The sequence below is a fragment of the Sulfitobacter sp. SK011 genome, assembly GCF_003352065.1.
Taxonomy (GTDB): Bacteria; Pseudomonadota; Alphaproteobacteria; order Rhodobacterales; family Rhodobacteraceae; genus Sulfitobacter.
Genome location: NZ_CP025803.1, coordinates 2,148,033 through 2,164,852 on the forward strand (window position 1 = coordinate 2,148,033; position 16,820 = coordinate 2,164,852).

Consider the following 16,820-nt stretch of genomic DNA (forward strand, 5'->3'; position numbering starts at 1 on the left):
GGGTATCTCCTTTTACTCAATTGTATTGACACAATATAGCAAATCGCTACGATCAATTGGTACAAAGATTGATCTGAAATGACTAGGCAAACATTGTAATGGGTACAATTTGGCAACCGGAACTGTCCGATGGCGCAGGGCCCAAATATAAGGCCGTGGTGGCGGCGATCCGCAAAGCGATAAGCAAGGGTGAGCTTGGTGTCGGGGACAAATTGCCGCCAGTGCGCGATCTGGCCTGGAAGCTTGGCATCACCCCCGGCACCGTGGCCCGCGCCTATACCATTCTGACCGATGAGGCGGTGCTGACCGCCGAGGTCGGGCGCGGCACCTTTGTGACAGCACCCTTGCGCGACGTGCCCTATGTGCCGATCGAAATTGACGCGGTGGCGCACATGGGCCCGCATGACATGCACCGCGTTAATCTGTTTTCTCCGGTGCTGCCAAGCATTGGACAGGCCGCACTGATCCGGGAATTGCTGGGTCAGGTGGCCGACAACCCGGCGTCGGGGGTGATGCATTACCCGACCCGTGCGTCCGCGGTTCTGGCGCGCAAGGCCGCGTTGAAATGGTTGGCTAACACACCGCTGGGGCCGATAGACGCAGAAGATGTTGTCATGACCATGGGTGGGCAGCACGGTATTTTTCTGGTGTTGCAGGCGGTGCTGAGTGGGCGCCGGCCTACGATTTTGGTTGAAGAGCTCGCCTATCCCGGCTTTCGCCGCGCGGCGGAACTGCTGCGCGCGGATGTCGTGCCGGTTGCGATGGATGAGAAAGGTGTGATCCCGGATGCCCTTCATGCCGCAGCCAAGGGGTGTGATGCTCAGGTATTCTGCACGTCCCCCGAAGTGCACAATCCGACGGTTGCACACACGCCACTTGCGCGTCGTGAAGAACTGGTGGTCGTTGCACGCAGCCACGATTTGCAAATACTGGAGGACGATTGTTACCGCATGGGGATGGAGCGGGCCGCCACATACCGTGCATTGGCTCCTGAATTGGGGTGGTATGTTTCTTCGATCGCAAAGACGCTGACGCCCGCGCTGCGGCTGGGGTTTGCCGTGGCCCCGAAAGGCAAGACATCCGGCTTGCGGCGCGCCAAGGAACATGGCTTTTTCGGGCTGCCCACACCGATGCTGGATCTGGCAGCACTGTTACTGGGTGATCCCCGGGTCAATGCCCTGACGGCCAAGGCGCGCGACATCTATGGACAATATATACAGACCGCAGCGGATACCTTGCAGGGGTACGACGTCAACTGGCGGCTGGATGTCCCGTTCTTGTGGCTCACGCTGCCGCAGGGCTGGCGGGCGGTCGCGTTCTGCCAGGCGGCAGAGGCGGCGGATGTGCCGGTGCGGCCCGCCGAAGAGTTTGCCGGACGCGATGCGCGTGTGCGCCACAAGGTGCGCCTTGCCATCAACGCGGGCGTTTCCATTGAAAGCTTTGCTGCCGCCGTGCAGCGTTTGCGTGACTTGCTGGATAATCCACCGGAACAGATTTCGGTGTAATAAGTTGGGGTACTATAATACCTATTTATTAAGCTATTGTTTTTGTGTGTTTAAATACGACGCACACCGCTTGACGTGGCAAACCGCATGTTTATAACCCGCCCATCACATGAAGGCATCGCCCGTTTGGCCGTGCTTTTACCATCAAACGGGAAATTCCGATGAAAACCTTTTCTGCAACACCGGCAGACATCGACAAGACATGGATCATCATCGACGCCGAAGGCGTTGTTTTGGGCCGTCTTGCGTCGATCATTGCCACGCGCCTGCGCGGCAAGCACAAGCCGTCATTCACCCCTCACATGGATTGCGGCGACAACGTCATCGTCATCAATGCCGAGAAAATCCAGATGACCGGCAAGAAGCGCGAAGAAAACTTCTATTGGCACACCGGCCATCCCGGCGGGATCAAGCAGCGCACCAAGGCACAGATCCTGGAAGGCGCGCACCCCGAGCGGATCGTGACCCAAGCCGTCAAGCGCATGTTGCCCGGCAACCGCTTGTCACGCCAGATCATGACCAACCTGCGCGTCTATGCAGGCACTGAGCACGGCCACGAGGCGCAAAGCCCTGTCGTTCTGGATGTGAAATCAATGAACTCTAAAAACACGCGGAGTGCATGAGCATGGCTGACGAAATCAACACACTCGAAGACCTGGCCGAAGTTGCAGGCGTTGCCGCAGCTCCAGAGGTTGAATTGCCCCCCCGCGAGCCCGTCCGTGACGAGCTGGGCCGGGCTTATGCCACAGGCAAGCGTAAAGATGCGGTTGCCCGCGTCTGGATCAAGCCGGGTTCCGGCAAGGTCACCGTCAACGGCAAGCCGCAGAACGAATATTTTGCACGCCCTGTTTTGCAGATGATCTTGGCACAGCCTTTCTCGATCACCGACCGGGTTGACCAGTTCGACGTGGTTGCCACAGTCAAAGGTGGCGGTCTGTCCGGTCAGGCCGGTGCGGTTAAGCATGGCGTGTCCAAAGCATTGCAGCTTTATGAACCCGCTTTGCGCGGTGCCCTGAAAGCAGCAGGCTTCCTCACACGCGACAGCCGCGTGGTGGAACGTAAGAAATATGGTAAGGCCAAGGCGCGTAAGAGCTTCCAGTTCTCCAAGCGTTAAGTTTACCTACGATTATTGCAAAGAAGGCCGCCTCTGTTTGGGGTGGCCTTTTTTATGTCGACGCGCTGACGCGCGCCGACCGGAATGGGGGCGCTGCCCCCAAACCCCCGCGGTATTTTTGAAAAGGGTGAAGAGGCTGGGGGTTTTCAAAAACAGCAGCGATATTATGTGAAGCGATGACACGCTTAGGAAACAAAGATGAAGTACTCCGTTCTTGACCTGGCCCCGATCCCTGACGGGTCAGAGGCAGCGCAGGCCATTCGAAATACAGTTGATTTGGCCAAGAGCGCCGAAGGCTGGGGCTATCACCGGTATTGGATGGCAGAGCATCACAACATGCCCGGCATCGCCTCGGCGGCAACATCGGTGCTGATTGGCCATGTGGCAGGCCAGACCCAAAGGATGCGCATCGGGGCGGGTGGGATCATGCTGCCCAATCATGCGCCCCTGGCCATTGCAGAGCAATTTGGCACATTGGCGGCGATCCACGGCAACCGGATTGATCTGGGGCTGGGCCGCGCGCCGGGTGGCGATGAGGCGGTCTATCACGCCTTGCGACGGGGCGGTGATGACTTCCCGGGAGCTGTAACCGAATTGAGGGGCTATCTTGGCGATCCGCGCCCCGGTGCCCCGGTGCGCGCGATACCGGGCGAGGGCAGCCATGTGCCGATCTGGATTCTTGGGTCATCGCTTTATGGCGCGCAACTGGCGGCACATTTTGGTCTGCCCTATGCCTTTGCATCGCATTTTGCGCCGGACGCGCTGGAAGAGGCGCTTTATCTTTATCGGAGGGACTTCAAACCGGCGACACCGGAGGCCAAGCCCTATTTCATGTTGGCGGCCAATGTCTTTGCCGCTGATACAGATGCGGAAGGCGCGTATCTGCGCACCTCAATGCAACAGGCGTTTGCGCGCATGCGGACCGGCAAACGGGGCAAACTGCCGGGACCTGTTGAGGATATTGACGCAGAGATTGGCACCCCTGTTCGGCGCGCCGTAGACCAGATGCTGCGGGTTTCGGCCGTTGGATCGGCAGAGACGGTTAAGCGGCAATTGGCTGAGATGATCCAGTCCTATCAGCCGGATGAGATTATTCTGACCGGGCAGATACATGATCATGACGCGCGGCTCAGGTCGTTTGAAATTGCGGCTGGTGTGATGGCGGATTTGACAGGTGATCAGGACGCGCAGTTGGCGAGGGCGGCAAGTCGGTAATAGGTGCGGCTGCTTTCAGCCTTTCGCACGTCGATACAGGTTTCGTCGATCAGCCATTGCGCCATCGCAAATGACTGGGCCCGCACAGCGATGTTTGAGCCGTCTGGCAGAGCGACGACCGCACGCACATCAAAACGCAGCTCATCCGAGGTATCGAACGTCGACAGAACTTTGCCCGTCGTATAGCCCGCATGCACGTGATGGTCAGGCGTGCGGTAGATGAAATAGGCAGCGCTTGCGATTGTGAAAACCAATCCAGCAACAATCAATGCGCCCCATTCCTAGGCCGGATATTGCCAACGTTGCGGCAGCATCCGCACAAACCTATTCATCTGGCCGAACCAGACCGAGCCCCCGCAGATATATCCCGATGCCGCTTTCCAAAAGCTCATCAGCCGGGAACGGCGATGCCCGGCCCGGGGAGTTGCGGGCGAAAAGTTCGACCACACCGTGGCTCATTGCCCAGATATGCGCGGAAAACATCGACGCAGGCGGGCGTTTGTCAGCCGGAATATGTTGGCTGAGGTCGGCGGCGGCCTGTTCCAGCACCCCATTGGCACGGTTGGCAACAGCGGCCAGTTCCGGTGTCCTGTTAACCGAAATGCCACTTTCAAACATCGCGATGTAATGGCCGGGGTATTTGCGCGCAAAAGCAAGATAGGCGCGACCCGTCGCTTCAAACGCCTTGAGCGCCGAAGGTTGGCCGGATTGGTAGGCAAATTCCATCAGATCGGCAAAAATCTCGTAACCCTGCATCGCACCTTCGGCAATCAGGTCTTCGCGCCCCTCAAAATGCCGGTAAACAGCCGCCGGGGTCACACCCGCCTGTTTGGCAGCCTCAGAGAGGGTAAAGCCGGTGGGCCCGCGCAACTCAATCAACTCAAGCGCTGCATCAATTAGCGCCTGTCTGAGATTGCCGTGGTGATAGCCGCGTTTAGGCATCCCAGATGTCCGGTCCGCCACAGATCGACGTATCGATTGGCCCGATGGCCTTCTTGTTTTTTTGTGGGTAATCAAAGGTGTGCAAGATAACCCTAATGGCATTAAGCCGCGCGCGGCGTTTGTCATCGGACCGGATCACTGTCCAGGGGGCATTTTCGGTATGACTGCGGGTCAAGGTTTCCTGGATCGCGGTGGTATAGGCATCCCATTTCGTCAGGCCTTTGACGTCGATGCTGCTGAGCTTCCATTGCTTGAGCGGATCACGTTCGCGCGCCAGCATGCGGCGCAGCTGTTCGGCACGCCCTACGTTCAACCAGAATTTGAAAAGATGGATGCCATCTTCTGCCAACATCGCCTCAAACGGGTTGACCTGTCTAAAGAAATGCGCCCGTTGGTTGTCAGTGCAAAAGCCAAAAACCGGCTCGACGACGCCGCGGTTATACCAGCTGCGGTCAAACAAGATCATTTCACCGGCTGAGGGCAGGTGTTTGATATAGCGCTGAAAATACCATTCACTTTGTTCCGTTTCGGTGGGTTTGGACAAGGCGACGACCCGGGCCGCACGTGGGTTCAGATGTTCCAGTATCCGGCCAATTGTCCCTCCCTTGCCAGCCGCATCTCGGCCCTCAAACACCATCGCGATACGCGTGCCGCTGTCGCGGACCCATGACTGCAGTTTGACCAGTTCGATCTGGAGCTTCTTATAGTCTTTTTCGTACCGCTTGCGCGCCAACCGGTCGCTGTGCGGATACGAGGCCGCCAGAATATCATTTTTGTCCGCGCCGCGAATGGCATTGCGGATATCTTCCGGGGCATCATTTTCAAAAAACGCGCTGATCGCGCCGTCAAAGGGCAGGTCCATATGGCCTCCTGAAATTCGGTGTCTGATCTTATATATGGGATGTTAAGCCGATTAACGCAAACCCGCACGCGTTGCGGCACGCCCAATGGCGTCGACAACGGTCTCAGGGTTGGTGTGGTGCGGCATGTGGCCGAGGCCCGGCAATAGTGTCAGTGCACCATTCGGTACGTCGTTTATCAAAACCTCGGCATGAACGGCGGCGGGCACAATGGTATCCGCATCCCCGTGCAGAATTTCAATCGGCATGGTGAGGGTGCCGTATTGTTTTTTCATTTCAATGATATAGGGTAAAAGCCCGTTGACCTGTTGCGCATTGGCGCGGGTTGATGCACGGCGCAGCGTGAGGCCCGAACCGATATGGTCGACATAGCCTTCGGGCGGGTCTTGCGGTGCAAAGATGGAACTGACGCTGGCGTCCACAACGCTCTCTGGCAAATAGGCCGTGACCAGAGGGATCAGCACAGCACCGCCAAGCGCCGAACTGGTTGCTGCATAGACCCAGCCAAGGCTGCCGGGCCAAGGTTCGGATGCGGCAGACACCAGCACCAGCGCCGCGGTATCACTCGGCCGGGCCAAGCCCCATGCCAAGGCCACAGCGCCGCCATAAGAGTGGCCCAGAACAACCGGGTTCTTGACGCCGATCTGGTCGGCGGCCCTTTGCAGGATCGCCGCCTGTTCCTGCGGCGTCTCTGACAGGGTGTTCCAGGCACCAGCGGTGCCGGGCAAACGCCCGGTCCAGCCCATTCCGGGGCGGTCAAAGGTGATGACCCGGTAATGGTCGGTGAGGTGCCCGGTCAGGCCAAAGGTAAAATCGCGCAGATTGCCGCTCGCCCCATGGATCAGCACCAGATCGGGACCTGTTCCGCTCACATGGACATGCACCGGAACGCCGTCGGTCATGACGATCTCGCCAATCGCCGGATATTGTGCCTCTGCGGTGGTCTCGCGCGCATTGGCGCGCCATTGGGTCAGTGCAATCACCGCGATGAAGCATCCGAAAAACAAATACACCTTAACCCCCAATGCTGGAAATCTCGTAAGGAGTAGATTGATATATCTCGTTGATCCAATTGCCATAAAGCAGATGCGCATGACTGCGCCACCGGTTGACTGGCATCAGCGACGGGTCATCGTTTGGATAATAATTGCACGGCACGTTGATCGGCGTTCCAGCCGCAATATCGCGGTCATATTCCTGCTTAAGCGTGTCCCGGTCATATTCAAAATGATTAAAGACATAGAGCGCGCGGTGGCCCGGATCTTCGATCAGACAAGGGCCAACCTCGTCACTCCCAAGTAACGTCGTGAGACCGGGTTTCGCGTCCACTTCGGCCTGTTTCATTTCAGTCCAGCGCGATACGGGCATCACACAGTCATCGGAAAAGCCGCGCAAGAACGGCGATGACGTCGCCAGGTTCTTGTGACGGAAACAGCCGAAAGCCTTGGCATCCAGCAGATGCTTTTTGATGCCGTGGAAATGATGGATCATCGCCATGCCACCCCAACAGACCCCAAAGGTGGCGTGCACGTTGGTTTGCGTCCATTCCATCACTTGGGTGAGTTCGTCCCAATAGGTCACTTCTTCGAATGGCATATGTTCGATCGGCGCGCCGGTGATGATCAACCCGTCAAATTTCTGGTCCGTGACCTCTTCAAACGGGTGATAAAAGCTTTCCATATGTTTGGCGGCGGTATTGCGGGTCTGGTGACCGGACATGCGCAACAAGGTCAGTTCGATCTGCAGGGGCGTGGCACCGATCAGACGGGCAAATTGGTTCTCCGTCTGAATTTTCTTGGGCATCAGGTTCAAAAGCGCAATGCGCAGCGGGCGAATGTCCTGCCGTGCGGCCAGTTCCTCGTCCACCACCATCACGCCTTCGCGCGTCAGCACGTCATAAGCGGGCAGGGTGGATGGTATCTTGATGGGCATGGGACACTTTCGCTATCTTGGATGCTTTAGATAGACCGCGACATTGACCCTGCCAAGAGGGCGCACATCACGAAGGGGTCAGGCAGATTGCACAGATCAACCGGCGGCGGGCAAGGTGGTGGCAATCAGGTCAACAAAATCGTCCTCACTGCGCAGCGTGCCGATCTGGTCCGGGGTGATGGTCACCCCCCATTTTGCCATGGCGGCATAGCGGGGTTGCCGATGGGTCAGGGCCTTTGCATAGGTCCATCGAATGAAAGCATTGGGGTCAACATCATCCTCTGAGCATTTGTTTTCGTTCAGATATTCCTGCCAGACGCGCTCAAGGAATTCAGGTTGATAGGCCATCGGTTTCGGGGCTTTGTCAAAGCGACGGATCAGTTCCTGAGTATGCGCATCGTCGCCTTTGATCCAGACCAGCAGGCATTCCTCCGACAGCGCATTCAGCAGGGGATCCTGCGGGTCGCCGGGATCAACCCATTCACAGATCGACCCCCCGGTGTCGCAGATAAAGTGGTCATAGCCATAAAGAGTCTGCGCACGGGCCGAGAAATAACCGGTGTCCAGCAACGCGGAAATTTCGGCCTGTTTGAATAACTCCTGACGTTTGGCATATTCCGCCATTGGCAAACCACCCTTGTCCGGATCGCCGGGTTTGCCCAACCAGGTCGCCACTGGGCTGAGGTTTTCGAAGGTGATGTTTGAGCCGATATAGATGCTGTCACTCAAAAGCAGATCACGCAGAAACGGCACTTTCATCGCTTCTGCCTTGGCATTGTCGGCAATGGTTTCGCCCAGATAGCGGGTGCCGATCCGGTAGTCGATTGAATAGTGAAACCAGTTCTCTGAGCCGCGCAACAGGCCGGAAAGATGGGTTTTTCCCAATCCCGACATGCCGAACACCAGCACTTTGCGATGGGCGGCATCGCGCCATTCTTGGGCAGAGGAATACAGCATAAATTCGGGTCCGTTGATCAGCGTTTACCCTGAGTACCCCAGCCGTGCAGCAGACGCCAGATGCGGCCATCAAGCACCATCAATCCAAGGGCAAGCAGTGCAAAACCGCCAAACGCCGACGCGCGCAGCGTTTCGTCGCGCACCCATGCCCCAAGAACGATAGCCACGGGTGCGACCAGCAAAGTCACCAACATCAGATTGCCACTGCCCGCCATGCTCAGCACCCGGTAATAGAGCAGATAAGCAAACGCCGTGGCCGCCAGCGCGTAATAGGCAATCGCCAGCAACGTCGGTGTTTGCAGGTTCAACGTTAGCGGCCCTTCAATCAGCCATGCAGCGGGCAGCATGATCAAGGTCGCCCCGGTGACCATACCCGCTGCCGCCACCTGCGGCGGCTGATCTGACAGCATTTTGCGCGCCCAGACGCCCGCCAGCGCATAAGACACGGTGCCCGCGATGACGGCCAGTTGCGCCAGCGACCGAATGTCGAAATTACGCAGGTTTTCCAGACCGATGGCCGTGGCGACACCTGCAAAGCCCAGCATGACGCCCACGGCCTTGCGGGTTGAAATGCGTTCATCCGCAAAAAAGATCGCCGCGGCCAGCACCCCGAATATGGCGGTTGCGGCGTTCAGGATCGAGGTCAGACCGCTTTCAATGTGCAATTGCCCCCAGGCCATCAAGCCAAAGGGAATGACGTTGTTCAACAAACCCATGCCCAGAAAAGCAGTCCAGACGCGCGGCTCACTCGGCAAGGGCAACCGCATCACCGCAACGGCAATCCAAAGTGCAATCATCGCCCATCCAACGCGGTGCGCGACCGAGGTCAGCGGCCCGATTTCGTCCAGCGCCACGCGAACGGCCAAAAACGAGGCCCCCCAGAGCAGAGCCAACACCAACATTTCGGTCCATGCGCGTGAAGATATGGTTTTTTGGATCATCATGCCAAAGCACTATCCCAGACCGCACCCGTCGGCGACCCGGTTCATGCGCAAGACATGAAAAAAGCCCGGCGTTTTTGACACCGGGCTTTCTCAGTCAGATTTCGTTTTGATTAGAAGTTGTAACCGATCTTGAAACCGATCGATACAGCGGAGTTATCTGTAAATGCCGCACGTGGCGCGCCGCCGGTCTGGGCGCGGGCATCACCGATATTTGTGTAGCGAATACCAGCTGAGATATCCAAGTTGTCGGATGCCTGATACTTTGCGCCCAGTGTAATGTATTTTGCGCCATCTGTTGGGGACAGCGGGGAGACAAGGTCATCCCCGTTTTCTCTTTGGTAGCCGATTGCGACAGAGCCGGACCACTGGTCGTTAAACCTGCGGCCAACACCGATCTCATAATCGGTTGAATCTTCAATATTGGTCAGGCTGGTGCCGGCAGGTGTGTTGGCACCGAAAAACGCCGGAATGGCACGTGTATCGCTATACCGCGCATAGCGGATTGAACCGAACACCAATGTGTCTTTTGCAACACCGGTCTGGAACTCAAGATTGAGGCTTTCTGGTGTTACAACTTCTGTCAGGCCGGGAGGTGCAACAGGTACCCCGCCAAATGTTTCATTTGTTGGCAAATCATGGGTGATCTTTGATTGATACGTAAGCGCCACACGCAATGCGATTTCGGGCTTTTCATAAGCCGCGCCAAGCAAAAACCCAAAAGCACCAGCTGCGTCAAGTTTGGCGCTATAGCCGTTCAATCCGGCGTAAGCGACACCGCGCAATGAAACGTCAGCTTCGATTTCCTGGTAGCGCAAACCACCATGGACGCTGAAATTGTCATTGAACTTGTAACGGCCAAGGACTGTGAAAGCGATACTGTCGACGACAGCTTGGGTGCCGCCAAGTGACGGGGAGGTCGCAATGACAGGATAGCTGATGTCCGCGCCAAATGGTTCGTCAACGATCATCGCGACAGAGATCTTGTCGTTGATCTCGTAACGCAAACCACCACTGAGGACGCTAAAGTTACCCCCGACGTTCCCGGTTGTAGCTGTCGAACCCAGGTCCGTGCCATCAAGGCTGGGATCAGCTGCCCCGAAGCTCAACTCGAATCGGTTGCCGCTCTCAAAGATGATGCCGATATCTTGGTTCGACCGATCAATGCCGCCAGCCTGTGCGGCGAATGCGGATGCGGTCAGGGCTGTTGTAGCCAGAATAAATCTCTTCATTATCACTCCTCCCCAGAAGTTCCCCGTCGCGAGGTACAATCATAGGGTGTGCGCGGGATGAACGTGTTATGTGGACAGATGTGCCATTCGGTCAATTCGTGACGCTAGGGCACATTTGTTCGTGACCCTACGTTACGGCTTTTGAGCAACACTTTTGCGCGTCTCAAACCAGATATTAAGGTAATTCCCGGCAAAAATCACCACAGCTCCGACAAAAACCAAGATATCCAGCGATTCTTGATAGAGCAGCATCCCCAGGACCGCGATAACCGGCAGGCGGATGAAATCAATCGGGACGACGACAGTTGCGGGCGCAATCGACAGGGCGTTGGTCAGGCAATAATGCGCAAGCAGGCCGCACACGCCAATCAGCGCCAGAAACGGCAGGCTGGCGGCGTCCGGCAGGGCGATGTCGCCGTCATATCCAGCGGTAATCAACCCAAAGACCAATTGCATTGTGGTCAAGTAAAACAGAATGCCGGTGATGGTCTGGGTCCGCGTCAGGCGTTTGGTGAACATGATCGTCAGCGCAAAAAAGATCGCAGAGGATGCCGCAGCAATCAGACCGGCGTTTATCCCGTCGATGCTGGGCCGGGCGACAATCAGGATGCCGATAAAGCCCATGATCGCGGCAATGCCACGCATAAAGGTCAGCCGTTCACCCAAGATCAGCGGCGACAGCACGATCACCCAAAGCGGGGAGGTAAATTCAAGCGCAAAGACCTGCGCCAGCGGAATGACAGTCACCGCATAGAACCACAGGTTTTGCCCGGTAAAATGCGCCAGATTGCGAATGACCTGCTGGCCCATGTTGCGGGTGTTGATCTGACGCCATGCCCCGGTGGCAAATGCGACGATGATCACAACGAATACGCCAAAGGCGCTGCGGTACATCATAATCTCAAATGTGTCGAACCGCGCGCCCAGTTCCCGCCCGGCTATGGCCATGGCAGAAAACGACGCAATTGACCCGATCATCCAAAGTGCGGCGCGCAGGGTTGTGCTCATGTCATGGGGTCCAAATCAGGCAATTCCGCGCGGTGAAACGCCATTCGCGCCAGTACATTATTCCCACTCAATGGTGCCCGGTGGCTTGGAGGTGATATCATAAGTCACCCGGTTGATGCCCGGCACCTCATTGATGATGCGTGTTGCCGTTTCACCAAGGAAATCATGCGTGAACGGATAATAATCCGCTGTCATCCCATCGACGGATGTCACCGCGCGCAAGGCGCAGGCAAAATCATAGGTCCGGCCATCGCCCATCACACCAACGGTGCGCACGGGCAGGATCGCGACGAAGGCCTGCCAGATCTCGTCATATAGCCCGTGTTTGCGGATCTGGTCGATGTAGACCGCATCGGCCTCGCGCAGAATATCAAGCTTGGGACGGGTGATTTCACCGGGGCACCGGATCGCAAGACCGGGGCCGGGAAACGGATGGCGGCCGATAAAGCTGGCGGGCAGGCCCAATTCACGGCCCAGAGCGCGCACTTCGTCTTTGAACAACTCACGCAGGGGTTCAACCAGTTTCAACCCCATCTTTTCAGGCAGGCCACCGACATTGTGGTGGCTCTTGATCGTCACTGAAGGGCCACCAGAGAAGGACACCGATTCGATGACATCGGGATAGAGCGTGCCTTGTGCCAGAAACGTCGCATCGCCCACGGCCTTGGCGTGTTTCTGAAACACGTCGATAAATAGCTTGCCAATGATTTTTCTTTTTGTTTCCGGGTCACTTACACCGTCAAGTTCACCCAGGAACAGTTCCTGTTCATCGGCATGGATCAACGGCATGTTATAATTGTCGCGGAACATGGTGACGACTTCCTCAGCCTCACCTTTGCGCAGCAACCCATGATCGACAAACACGCAGGTCAGCTGATCGCCAATCGCCTCGTGGATCAACACCGCAGCGACAGAGGAATCGACACCGCCAGACAGCCCGCAGATGACCTTTTGATCGCCAACCTGCGCACGGATCGCGGCAATCGCTTCTTCACGGTAGGCGCGCATGGTCCAGTCGCCTTTGAACCCGGCCAGTTTGACAAAGTTCTCATAGAGCTTGGCCCCATTGGGCGTGTGATGAACCTCTGGGTGAAACTGAACCGCGTAAAAATTTCGTTCCGTATCGCCGGTGATGGCAAAAGGTGCGTTGGGCGAGGTGCCATAGACCTCAAACCCCGGTGCGATTTCGCTGACATGGTCACCGTGGCTCATCCAGACCTGTTCACGGTCGGCCTCAAACCATCCCTCCAGCAGCGCCAATTTACGCGCCTCAGGGGTCACGTACGCGCGGCCAAATTCAGCGGTGCCATGGCCGCGTTCCACTTTGCCGCCAAGACACTGCATCATCACCTGCTGGCCATAACAGATACCAAGGATCGGCACGCCCAAATCAAAAACCGACTTTGGCGGCATCGGTGCGCCCTCGGTAAAGACAGAAGACGGGCCACCTGAAAAGATCACTGCTTTTGGCGCAAAATCAGCCAGAAACGCGTCCGTGACCGCGTTAAAGGGGTGAATTTCGCAAAACACGTGCAATTCGCGCAGGCGGCGGGCGATCAGTTGCGTCACCTGGCTGCCAAAGTCGATGATCAGCAGGCGGTCATGGTCGGCGGGGGAAATGATATCTGTCATGGCTGTCTGATTATGCGCGGGCGGCGAGGGTGGCAAGAGGTGAAGGGGCGCGGGGTGCGTGTCGGGCTGGATATCTTGGCCGAAAAAACGACTTCTTCACTTTGGGTCATGTCGCTTTTTTCTCAGTCTAGCCGTTATCCGCGCGAAGGGTGCGTGGGGAATGGGATACCTACGGGGCAACAGTTGGCACGAGAGGGGATACACAATGGCGGAATCAGCACGGCGGGCTCGGGGCGGCGGCGGTGCCGCACGGCGCGCAGAGCGCAGCGCAGTGTCGTTTGAGACGGCAAAGTATATTGAGCGCAATATTCCCAATTTCGAAGTGCTGAATGAAGAGGCGCTTGAGATTATTGAGCGCAACGCGGACATCATTCTCGAAGAGATTGGCGTGAATTTCCCGGACAACCCAGAGGCATTGGACCTGTGGCGCGCCGCTGGCGCGTCGGTTGACGGCGACCGCGTGCGTATCCCCAAAGGCCTGGCCCGTGAGCTGTGCAAAACCGCGCCTTCCGAGTACACGCAACATGCCCGCAACCCGGCGCGCAATGTTGTGGTGGGCGGCAAGAACCTTGTCTTGGCACCCGTCTACGGCCCGCCCTTCGTACGCGACGCTGTGGGTGGTCGCCGCTATGCCACGATGGCGGATTTCAACAAGTTTGTGAAACTGGCCTATATGTCGAAATGGCTGCACCATTCTGGTGGTACAGTGTGCGAGCCGACGGATATTCCGGTGAACAAACGCCATCTCGACATGCTTTATGCGCATATGACGCTTAGCGATAAGCCGTTTATGGGATCTGTGACCGAACCCAGCCGCGCGCAGGACAGCGTCGATATGTGCGGCATCCTCTTTGGTGAGGACTTTGTTCAGAAAAACACTGTGATGACTTCGCTCATCAACATCAACTCACCGATGACATTTGACGATGTGATGATGGGCGCGCTCAAAGTCTATGCCGAGAATAACCAAGCCTGCATCATCTCGCCGTTTATCGTCGGCGGGGCGATGGCACCGGTATCGGTGATGGGGACGCTGACGCAGGTCATGGCCGAAGTTCTGGCGGGCATCGCCTATAGCCAATTGGTGCGCAAGGGCGCGCCGGTGATCTTTGGTGCCTTTGTGACGTCGATCGACATGAATTCCGGTGCGCCGACATTTGGCACCCCCGAGGCGGCGCATATCACCTATGGTGCCGGTCAACTGGCACGGCGCATGAACCTGCCGTTCCGGTCTGCTGGATCCTTCTGTGGCTCCAAGTTGCCGGATGCGCAGGCGGCCTATGAAACTGCGAACAGCCTGAACATGGGGCTGTTGGCAGGGGTAAACTTCATGCTGCATTCATGTGGGTGGCTTGAGGGCGGTCTGGTCAGTTCCTTTGAAAAATTCGTGATGGACGCGGATCAATTGGGCGCGCTTCATCATATCGCAAAGGGCGTTGATATAGACGAGAATGCCCAGGCCATGGATGCGATCCGCGAAGTGGGTCCGGGTGGCCATTACCTTGGCTGTGCGCACACTCAGGCCAATTTCAAGGCGGCATTCTGGAAGTCCGACCTGCTGGATTACAAACCCTTTGAGACATGGGAAGACGAAGGCGCACGCGACACGCAAGCCCTCGCGTCAATCCGGGTTGAGAAGATGTTGGCCGATTATCAGCAGCCAGCGCTTGATCCAGCGATCCGCGAGGCACTCGATGCCTATGTGGCGCAGAAAAAAGCGGCCGAGCCCGACAGCTTTATGTAGGCTGGCTGCCCGTGCCGCAGGGTCAACCTGCGACTTCGGCAATTTGTGAGGCCTTCAGCACGCGGGCCTCACCCACCATCGCGATCAGAACGTCAATGTGGCGGATCAGGCTATAACCTGCATCCGCCGCTTTGCGTTGGGCGTTCAACTCCGCCTCAATCTCCATCAGCTTGAGCAGGGCGGCACCGTGCCGGGGCAACACGCCATAGCCCAGGAGCCGGGGCAGGTGGTTCGTGCGCGAATATCCCTCTGCTCCGATGCGCGCGGCGCGCATCATCAGACGAGGGCGGTGGAGCGTGTGCAGCATGGAAATCAGATCTTGCATGGTCGGTCCTTTGGTCACTTGGTGGGAGGCGGTCAGAATCGCCTTGTCCTCAGCACAGTGGCACAACCCATGCGGGTGTTGCGCGGCGCGATAGGGACCCGCGCGGTGCTTTCATAACTGTTTATCTTTTAGAAACAATGATTACCAAACCGCCTCATTTTAACGAATGGGTAACAGATACAGCCTTAGGTTGTGTCGATAAAATTGTCTGTAACTTTGTGGATAACTTTCCTTAGACGGGAGAAAGATGCAGGAATGGAAACCCCAGACATTCTGAAACTGCCGGGATGGGTGCCCACCGGGGCGCTGCATTATCTGGCCCATACTGAACGTGGTCAGCCGATCCGCGCGCTGGCCCGTGTGGCGGGTTGCCATGCGTCAACTGTCATGCGGCAAATCCGGCAAATTGAAACGCGCCGGGATGATCCGCTTGTTGACGCCGCCCTGCGCAAGCTGGGGTCGGTGCCGCTGAGTTAAACGCCCCAAACATCATACAAAACAAGCAAGGAATGCGCCCCGATGGCCAAAACGCCAACCGATGCCCTGCCAGATGAAGCCACATTGACGCGCGAAGCGCTGCGCATATTGCGGCGTTTGTGCGAAACCGGTGCCGTCCTGGCGGTTGCCGCTGAAATGGAAAAAGCCGTCGTTGTGCGCGACCTGGCCAGCGGTGGCAGCACCCGCACAGCCGTGGTGGCGTCAAATGTGGCGCAGGCATTGGCGCTCAAAAACTGGATTGCTGCCGGGAATACCGGCCGGATCATCCGGTATCACATCACCGCCGCCGGACGCGCCGCACTGGACGGGATGTTGGAGAACCTGAAAGAGCCGGTTCCAGCGCAACAGGGATTTGCCGAGGCGCAAGCCGCGTTTTCCGGGGCACAAGATACATGGGATGATGACGCAGAAGGACAGGACACGGCCACCCAACGGGCGAAATACAATCTGGCTGAAAGCCCTCTGGCCGCTCTGGCGCGGCGCCGTGATGCAAAGGGCAAACCGTTTTTGCGCGATGATTTGGTCCATGCGGGTGAAAGGCTGCGCGAGGATTTTGAGCTTGCACAGATGGGCACGCGGGTCACGCAAAACTGGGATAATTTCCTGACACCGGGCACGGGTGGCGCGACAAAACGCGGCGGTGGCATCGTTGACGCGCCCTCGGCCGCGCGTGCGCGGGTTGCAGCCGCACTCGCCGATCTGGGACCGGGGTTGTCGGATGTTGTATTGCGCTGCTGTTGTTACCTCGAGGGGTTGGAGACAACGGAAAAACGGCTGGGTTGGTCGGCGCGGTCAGGTAAGATCGTGCTACGGATCGCGCTGATGCGTCTTAAGCGGCATTACGATGAAACCATCGGGCCGGGCGGGCCGATGATCGGGTAGGGCTTTGTGCGTGGTCCGGGTTTGATGTTTTGC

The 16,820-nt window shown here is 57.4% G+C and carries 16 protein-coding genes and 1 pseudogene; 6 read left to right on the forward strand and 11 right to left on the reverse strand.

Annotation, left to right across the window (positions count from 1 at the left end):
• Positions 1-98: 98 nt before the first annotated feature.
• From C1J02_RS10575 to C1J02_RS10590, 4 genes are all read left to right on the forward strand, one after another.
• The gene (locus tag C1J02_RS10575; protein ID WP_114878547.1) at positions 99-1,505 is read left to right on the forward strand and encodes a PLP-dependent aminotransferase family protein; all 1,407 of its coding nucleotides are present in this window, start codon (positions 99-101) and stop codon (positions 1,503-1,505) included.
• Between the two features lie 161 nt (positions 1,506-1,666).
• Complete coding sequence (gene rplM / locus C1J02_RS10580; RefSeq protein ID WP_114878548.1) at positions 1,667-2,128, forward strand: 50S ribosomal protein L13; 462 nt, start codon at positions 1,667-1,669, stop codon at positions 2,126-2,128.
• A gap of 2 nt (positions 2,129-2,130) precedes the next feature.
• Positions 2,131-2,619, forward strand: coding sequence for a 30S ribosomal protein S9 (gene rpsI, locus C1J02_RS10585; RefSeq protein WP_114878549.1), 489 nt, complete (start codon positions 2,131-2,133; stop codon positions 2,617-2,619).
• Between the two features lie 198 nt (positions 2,620-2,817).
• Complete coding sequence (locus C1J02_RS10590) at positions 2,818-3,834, forward strand: LLM class flavin-dependent oxidoreductase (RefSeq protein WP_114878550.1); 1,017 nt, start codon at positions 2,818-2,820, stop codon at positions 3,832-3,834.
• On the opposite strand, the gene C1J02_RS10595 is transcribed toward C1J02_RS10590, so the two are convergent.
• The 10 genes from C1J02_RS10595 to guaA form a co-directional block, all read right to left on the reverse strand.
• Positions 3,798-4,103, reverse strand: coding sequence for a hypothetical protein (locus tag C1J02_RS10595; protein ID WP_114878551.1), 306 nt, complete (start codon positions 4,101-4,103; stop codon positions 3,798-3,800). The genes C1J02_RS10590 and C1J02_RS10595 overlap by 37 nt on opposite strands.
• Before the next feature lie 55 nt (positions 4,104-4,158).
• The gene (locus tag C1J02_RS10600) at positions 4,159-4,776 is read right to left on the reverse strand and encodes a TetR/AcrR family transcriptional regulator (protein WP_114878552.1); all 618 of its coding nucleotides are present in this window, start codon (positions 4,774-4,776) and stop codon (positions 4,159-4,161) included.
• Positions 4,769-5,638, reverse strand: coding sequence for a polyphosphate kinase 2 (gene ppk2, locus C1J02_RS10605; protein WP_114878553.1), 870 nt, complete (start codon positions 5,636-5,638; stop codon positions 4,769-4,771). Before ppk2 ends, C1J02_RS10600 begins: the two co-directional genes overlap by 8 nt.
• Before the next feature lie 51 nt (positions 5,639-5,689).
• Positions 5,690-6,649 (reverse strand): alpha/beta fold hydrolase, encoded by a 960-nt coding sequence (locus C1J02_RS10610; RefSeq protein WP_254693084.1) that lies wholly within the window; start codon positions 6,647-6,649, stop codon positions 5,690-5,692.
• Position 6,650: 1 nt separating this feature from the next.
• Entirely contained in the window at positions 6,651-7,568 is a 918-nt protein-coding gene (gene metA, locus C1J02_RS10615; RefSeq protein WP_114878555.1) for a homoserine O-succinyltransferase, read from the reverse strand.
• Positions 7,569-7,664: 96 nt separating this feature from the next.
• Positions 7,665-8,525, reverse strand: a complete 861-nt coding sequence (locus tag C1J02_RS10620; protein WP_114878556.1) for an ATPase — start codon at positions 8,523-8,525, stop codon at positions 7,665-7,667.
• A gap of 17 nt (positions 8,526-8,542) precedes the next feature.
• A complete protein-coding gene (locus C1J02_RS10625) occupies positions 8,543-9,469 on the reverse strand; it encodes a DMT family transporter (protein WP_114878557.1) in 927 nt (308 codons plus the stop codon).
• Between the two features lie 110 nt (positions 9,470-9,579).
• On the reverse strand, positions 9,580-10,698 hold the full coding sequence (locus C1J02_RS10630) for an OmpP1/FadL family transporter (protein WP_114878558.1): 1,119 nt from the start codon (positions 10,696-10,698) through the stop codon (positions 9,580-9,582).
• A gap of 132 nt (positions 10,699-10,830) precedes the next feature.
• Positions 10,831-11,706, reverse strand: a complete 876-nt coding sequence (locus C1J02_RS10635; protein WP_114878559.1) for a DMT family transporter — start codon at positions 11,704-11,706, stop codon at positions 10,831-10,833.
• Positions 11,707-11,763: 57 nt separating this feature from the next.
• On the reverse strand, positions 11,764-13,338 hold the full coding sequence (gene guaA, locus C1J02_RS10640) for a glutamine-hydrolyzing GMP synthase (RefSeq protein WP_114878560.1): 1,575 nt from the start codon (positions 13,336-13,338) through the stop codon (positions 11,764-11,766).
• 205 nt (positions 13,339-13,543) lie between these two features.
• On the opposite strand from guaA, the gene C1J02_RS10645 reads away from it, so the two are divergent.
• Positions 13,544-15,082 carry a trimethylamine methyltransferase family protein gene (locus C1J02_RS10645; RefSeq protein WP_114878561.1) on the forward strand — a complete coding sequence of 513 codons (1,539 nt, stop codon included), beginning with the start codon at positions 13,544-13,546 and terminating at the stop codon, positions 15,080-15,082.
• A 22-nt stretch (positions 15,083-15,104) separates the two neighbouring features.
• Here the strand turns inward: C1J02_RS10645 and C1J02_RS10650 are convergent, their stop codons facing one another.
• Positions 15,105-15,407 (reverse strand): DUF6477 family protein, encoded by a 303-nt coding sequence (locus tag C1J02_RS10650; protein ID WP_114878562.1) that lies wholly within the window; start codon positions 15,405-15,407, stop codon positions 15,105-15,107.
• A 255-nt stretch (positions 15,408-15,662) separates the two neighbouring features.
• Here C1J02_RS10650 and C1J02_RS10655 point away from each other — a divergent pair.
• Positions 15,663-16,787: pseudogene (locus C1J02_RS10655) on the forward strand (DUF6456 domain-containing protein).
• The last annotated feature ends 33 nt before the right edge of the window (positions 16,788-16,820 follow it).

Coding starts and splice junctions, on each gene's coding strand:
- C1J02_RS10575 (WP_114878547.1), top strand. CDS start 99: ATGGGTACAATTTGGCAACCGGAACTGTCCGATGGCGCAGGGCCCAAA.
- rplM (WP_114878548.1), top strand. CDS start 1,667: ATGAAAACCTTTTCTGCAACACCGGCAGACATCGACAAGACATGGATC.
- rpsI (WP_114878549.1), top strand. CDS start 2,131: ATGGCTGACGAAATCAACACACTCGAAGACCTGGCCGAAGTTGCAGGC.
- C1J02_RS10590 (WP_114878550.1), top strand. CDS start 2,818: ATGAAGTACTCCGTTCTTGACCTGGCCCCGATCCCTGACGGGTCAGAG.
- C1J02_RS10600 (WP_114878552.1), bottom strand. CDS start 4,776: ATGCCTAAACGCGGCTATCACCACGGCAATCTCAGACAGGCGCTAATT.
- ppk2 (WP_114878553.1), bottom strand. CDS start 5,638: ATGGACCTGCCCTTTGACGGCGCGATCAGCGCGTTTTTTGAAAATGAT.
- metA (WP_114878555.1), bottom strand. CDS start 7,568: ATGCCCATCAAGATACCATCCACCCTGCCCGCTTATGACGTGCTGACG.
- C1J02_RS10620 (WP_114878556.1), bottom strand. CDS start 8,525: ATGCTGTATTCCTCTGCCCAAGAATGGCGCGATGCCGCCCATCGCAAA.
- C1J02_RS10625 (WP_114878557.1), bottom strand. CDS start 9,469: ATGATGATCCAAAAAACCATATCTTCACGCGCATGGACCGAAATGTTG.
- C1J02_RS10630 (WP_114878558.1), bottom strand. CDS start 10,698: ATGAAGAGATTTATTCTGGCTACAACAGCCCTGACCGCATCCGCATTC.
- C1J02_RS10635 (WP_114878559.1), bottom strand. CDS start 11,706: ATGAGCACAACCCTGCGCGCCGCACTTTGGATGATCGGGTCAATTGCG.
- guaA (WP_114878560.1), bottom strand. CDS start 13,338: ATGACAGATATCATTTCCCCCGCCGACCATGACCGCCTGCTGATCATC.
- C1J02_RS10645 (WP_114878561.1), top strand. CDS start 13,544: ATGGCGGAATCAGCACGGCGGGCTCGGGGCGGCGGCGGTGCCGCACGG.
- C1J02_RS10650 (WP_114878562.1), bottom strand. CDS start 15,407: ATGCAAGATCTGATTTCCATGCTGCACACGCTCCACCGCCCTCGTCTG.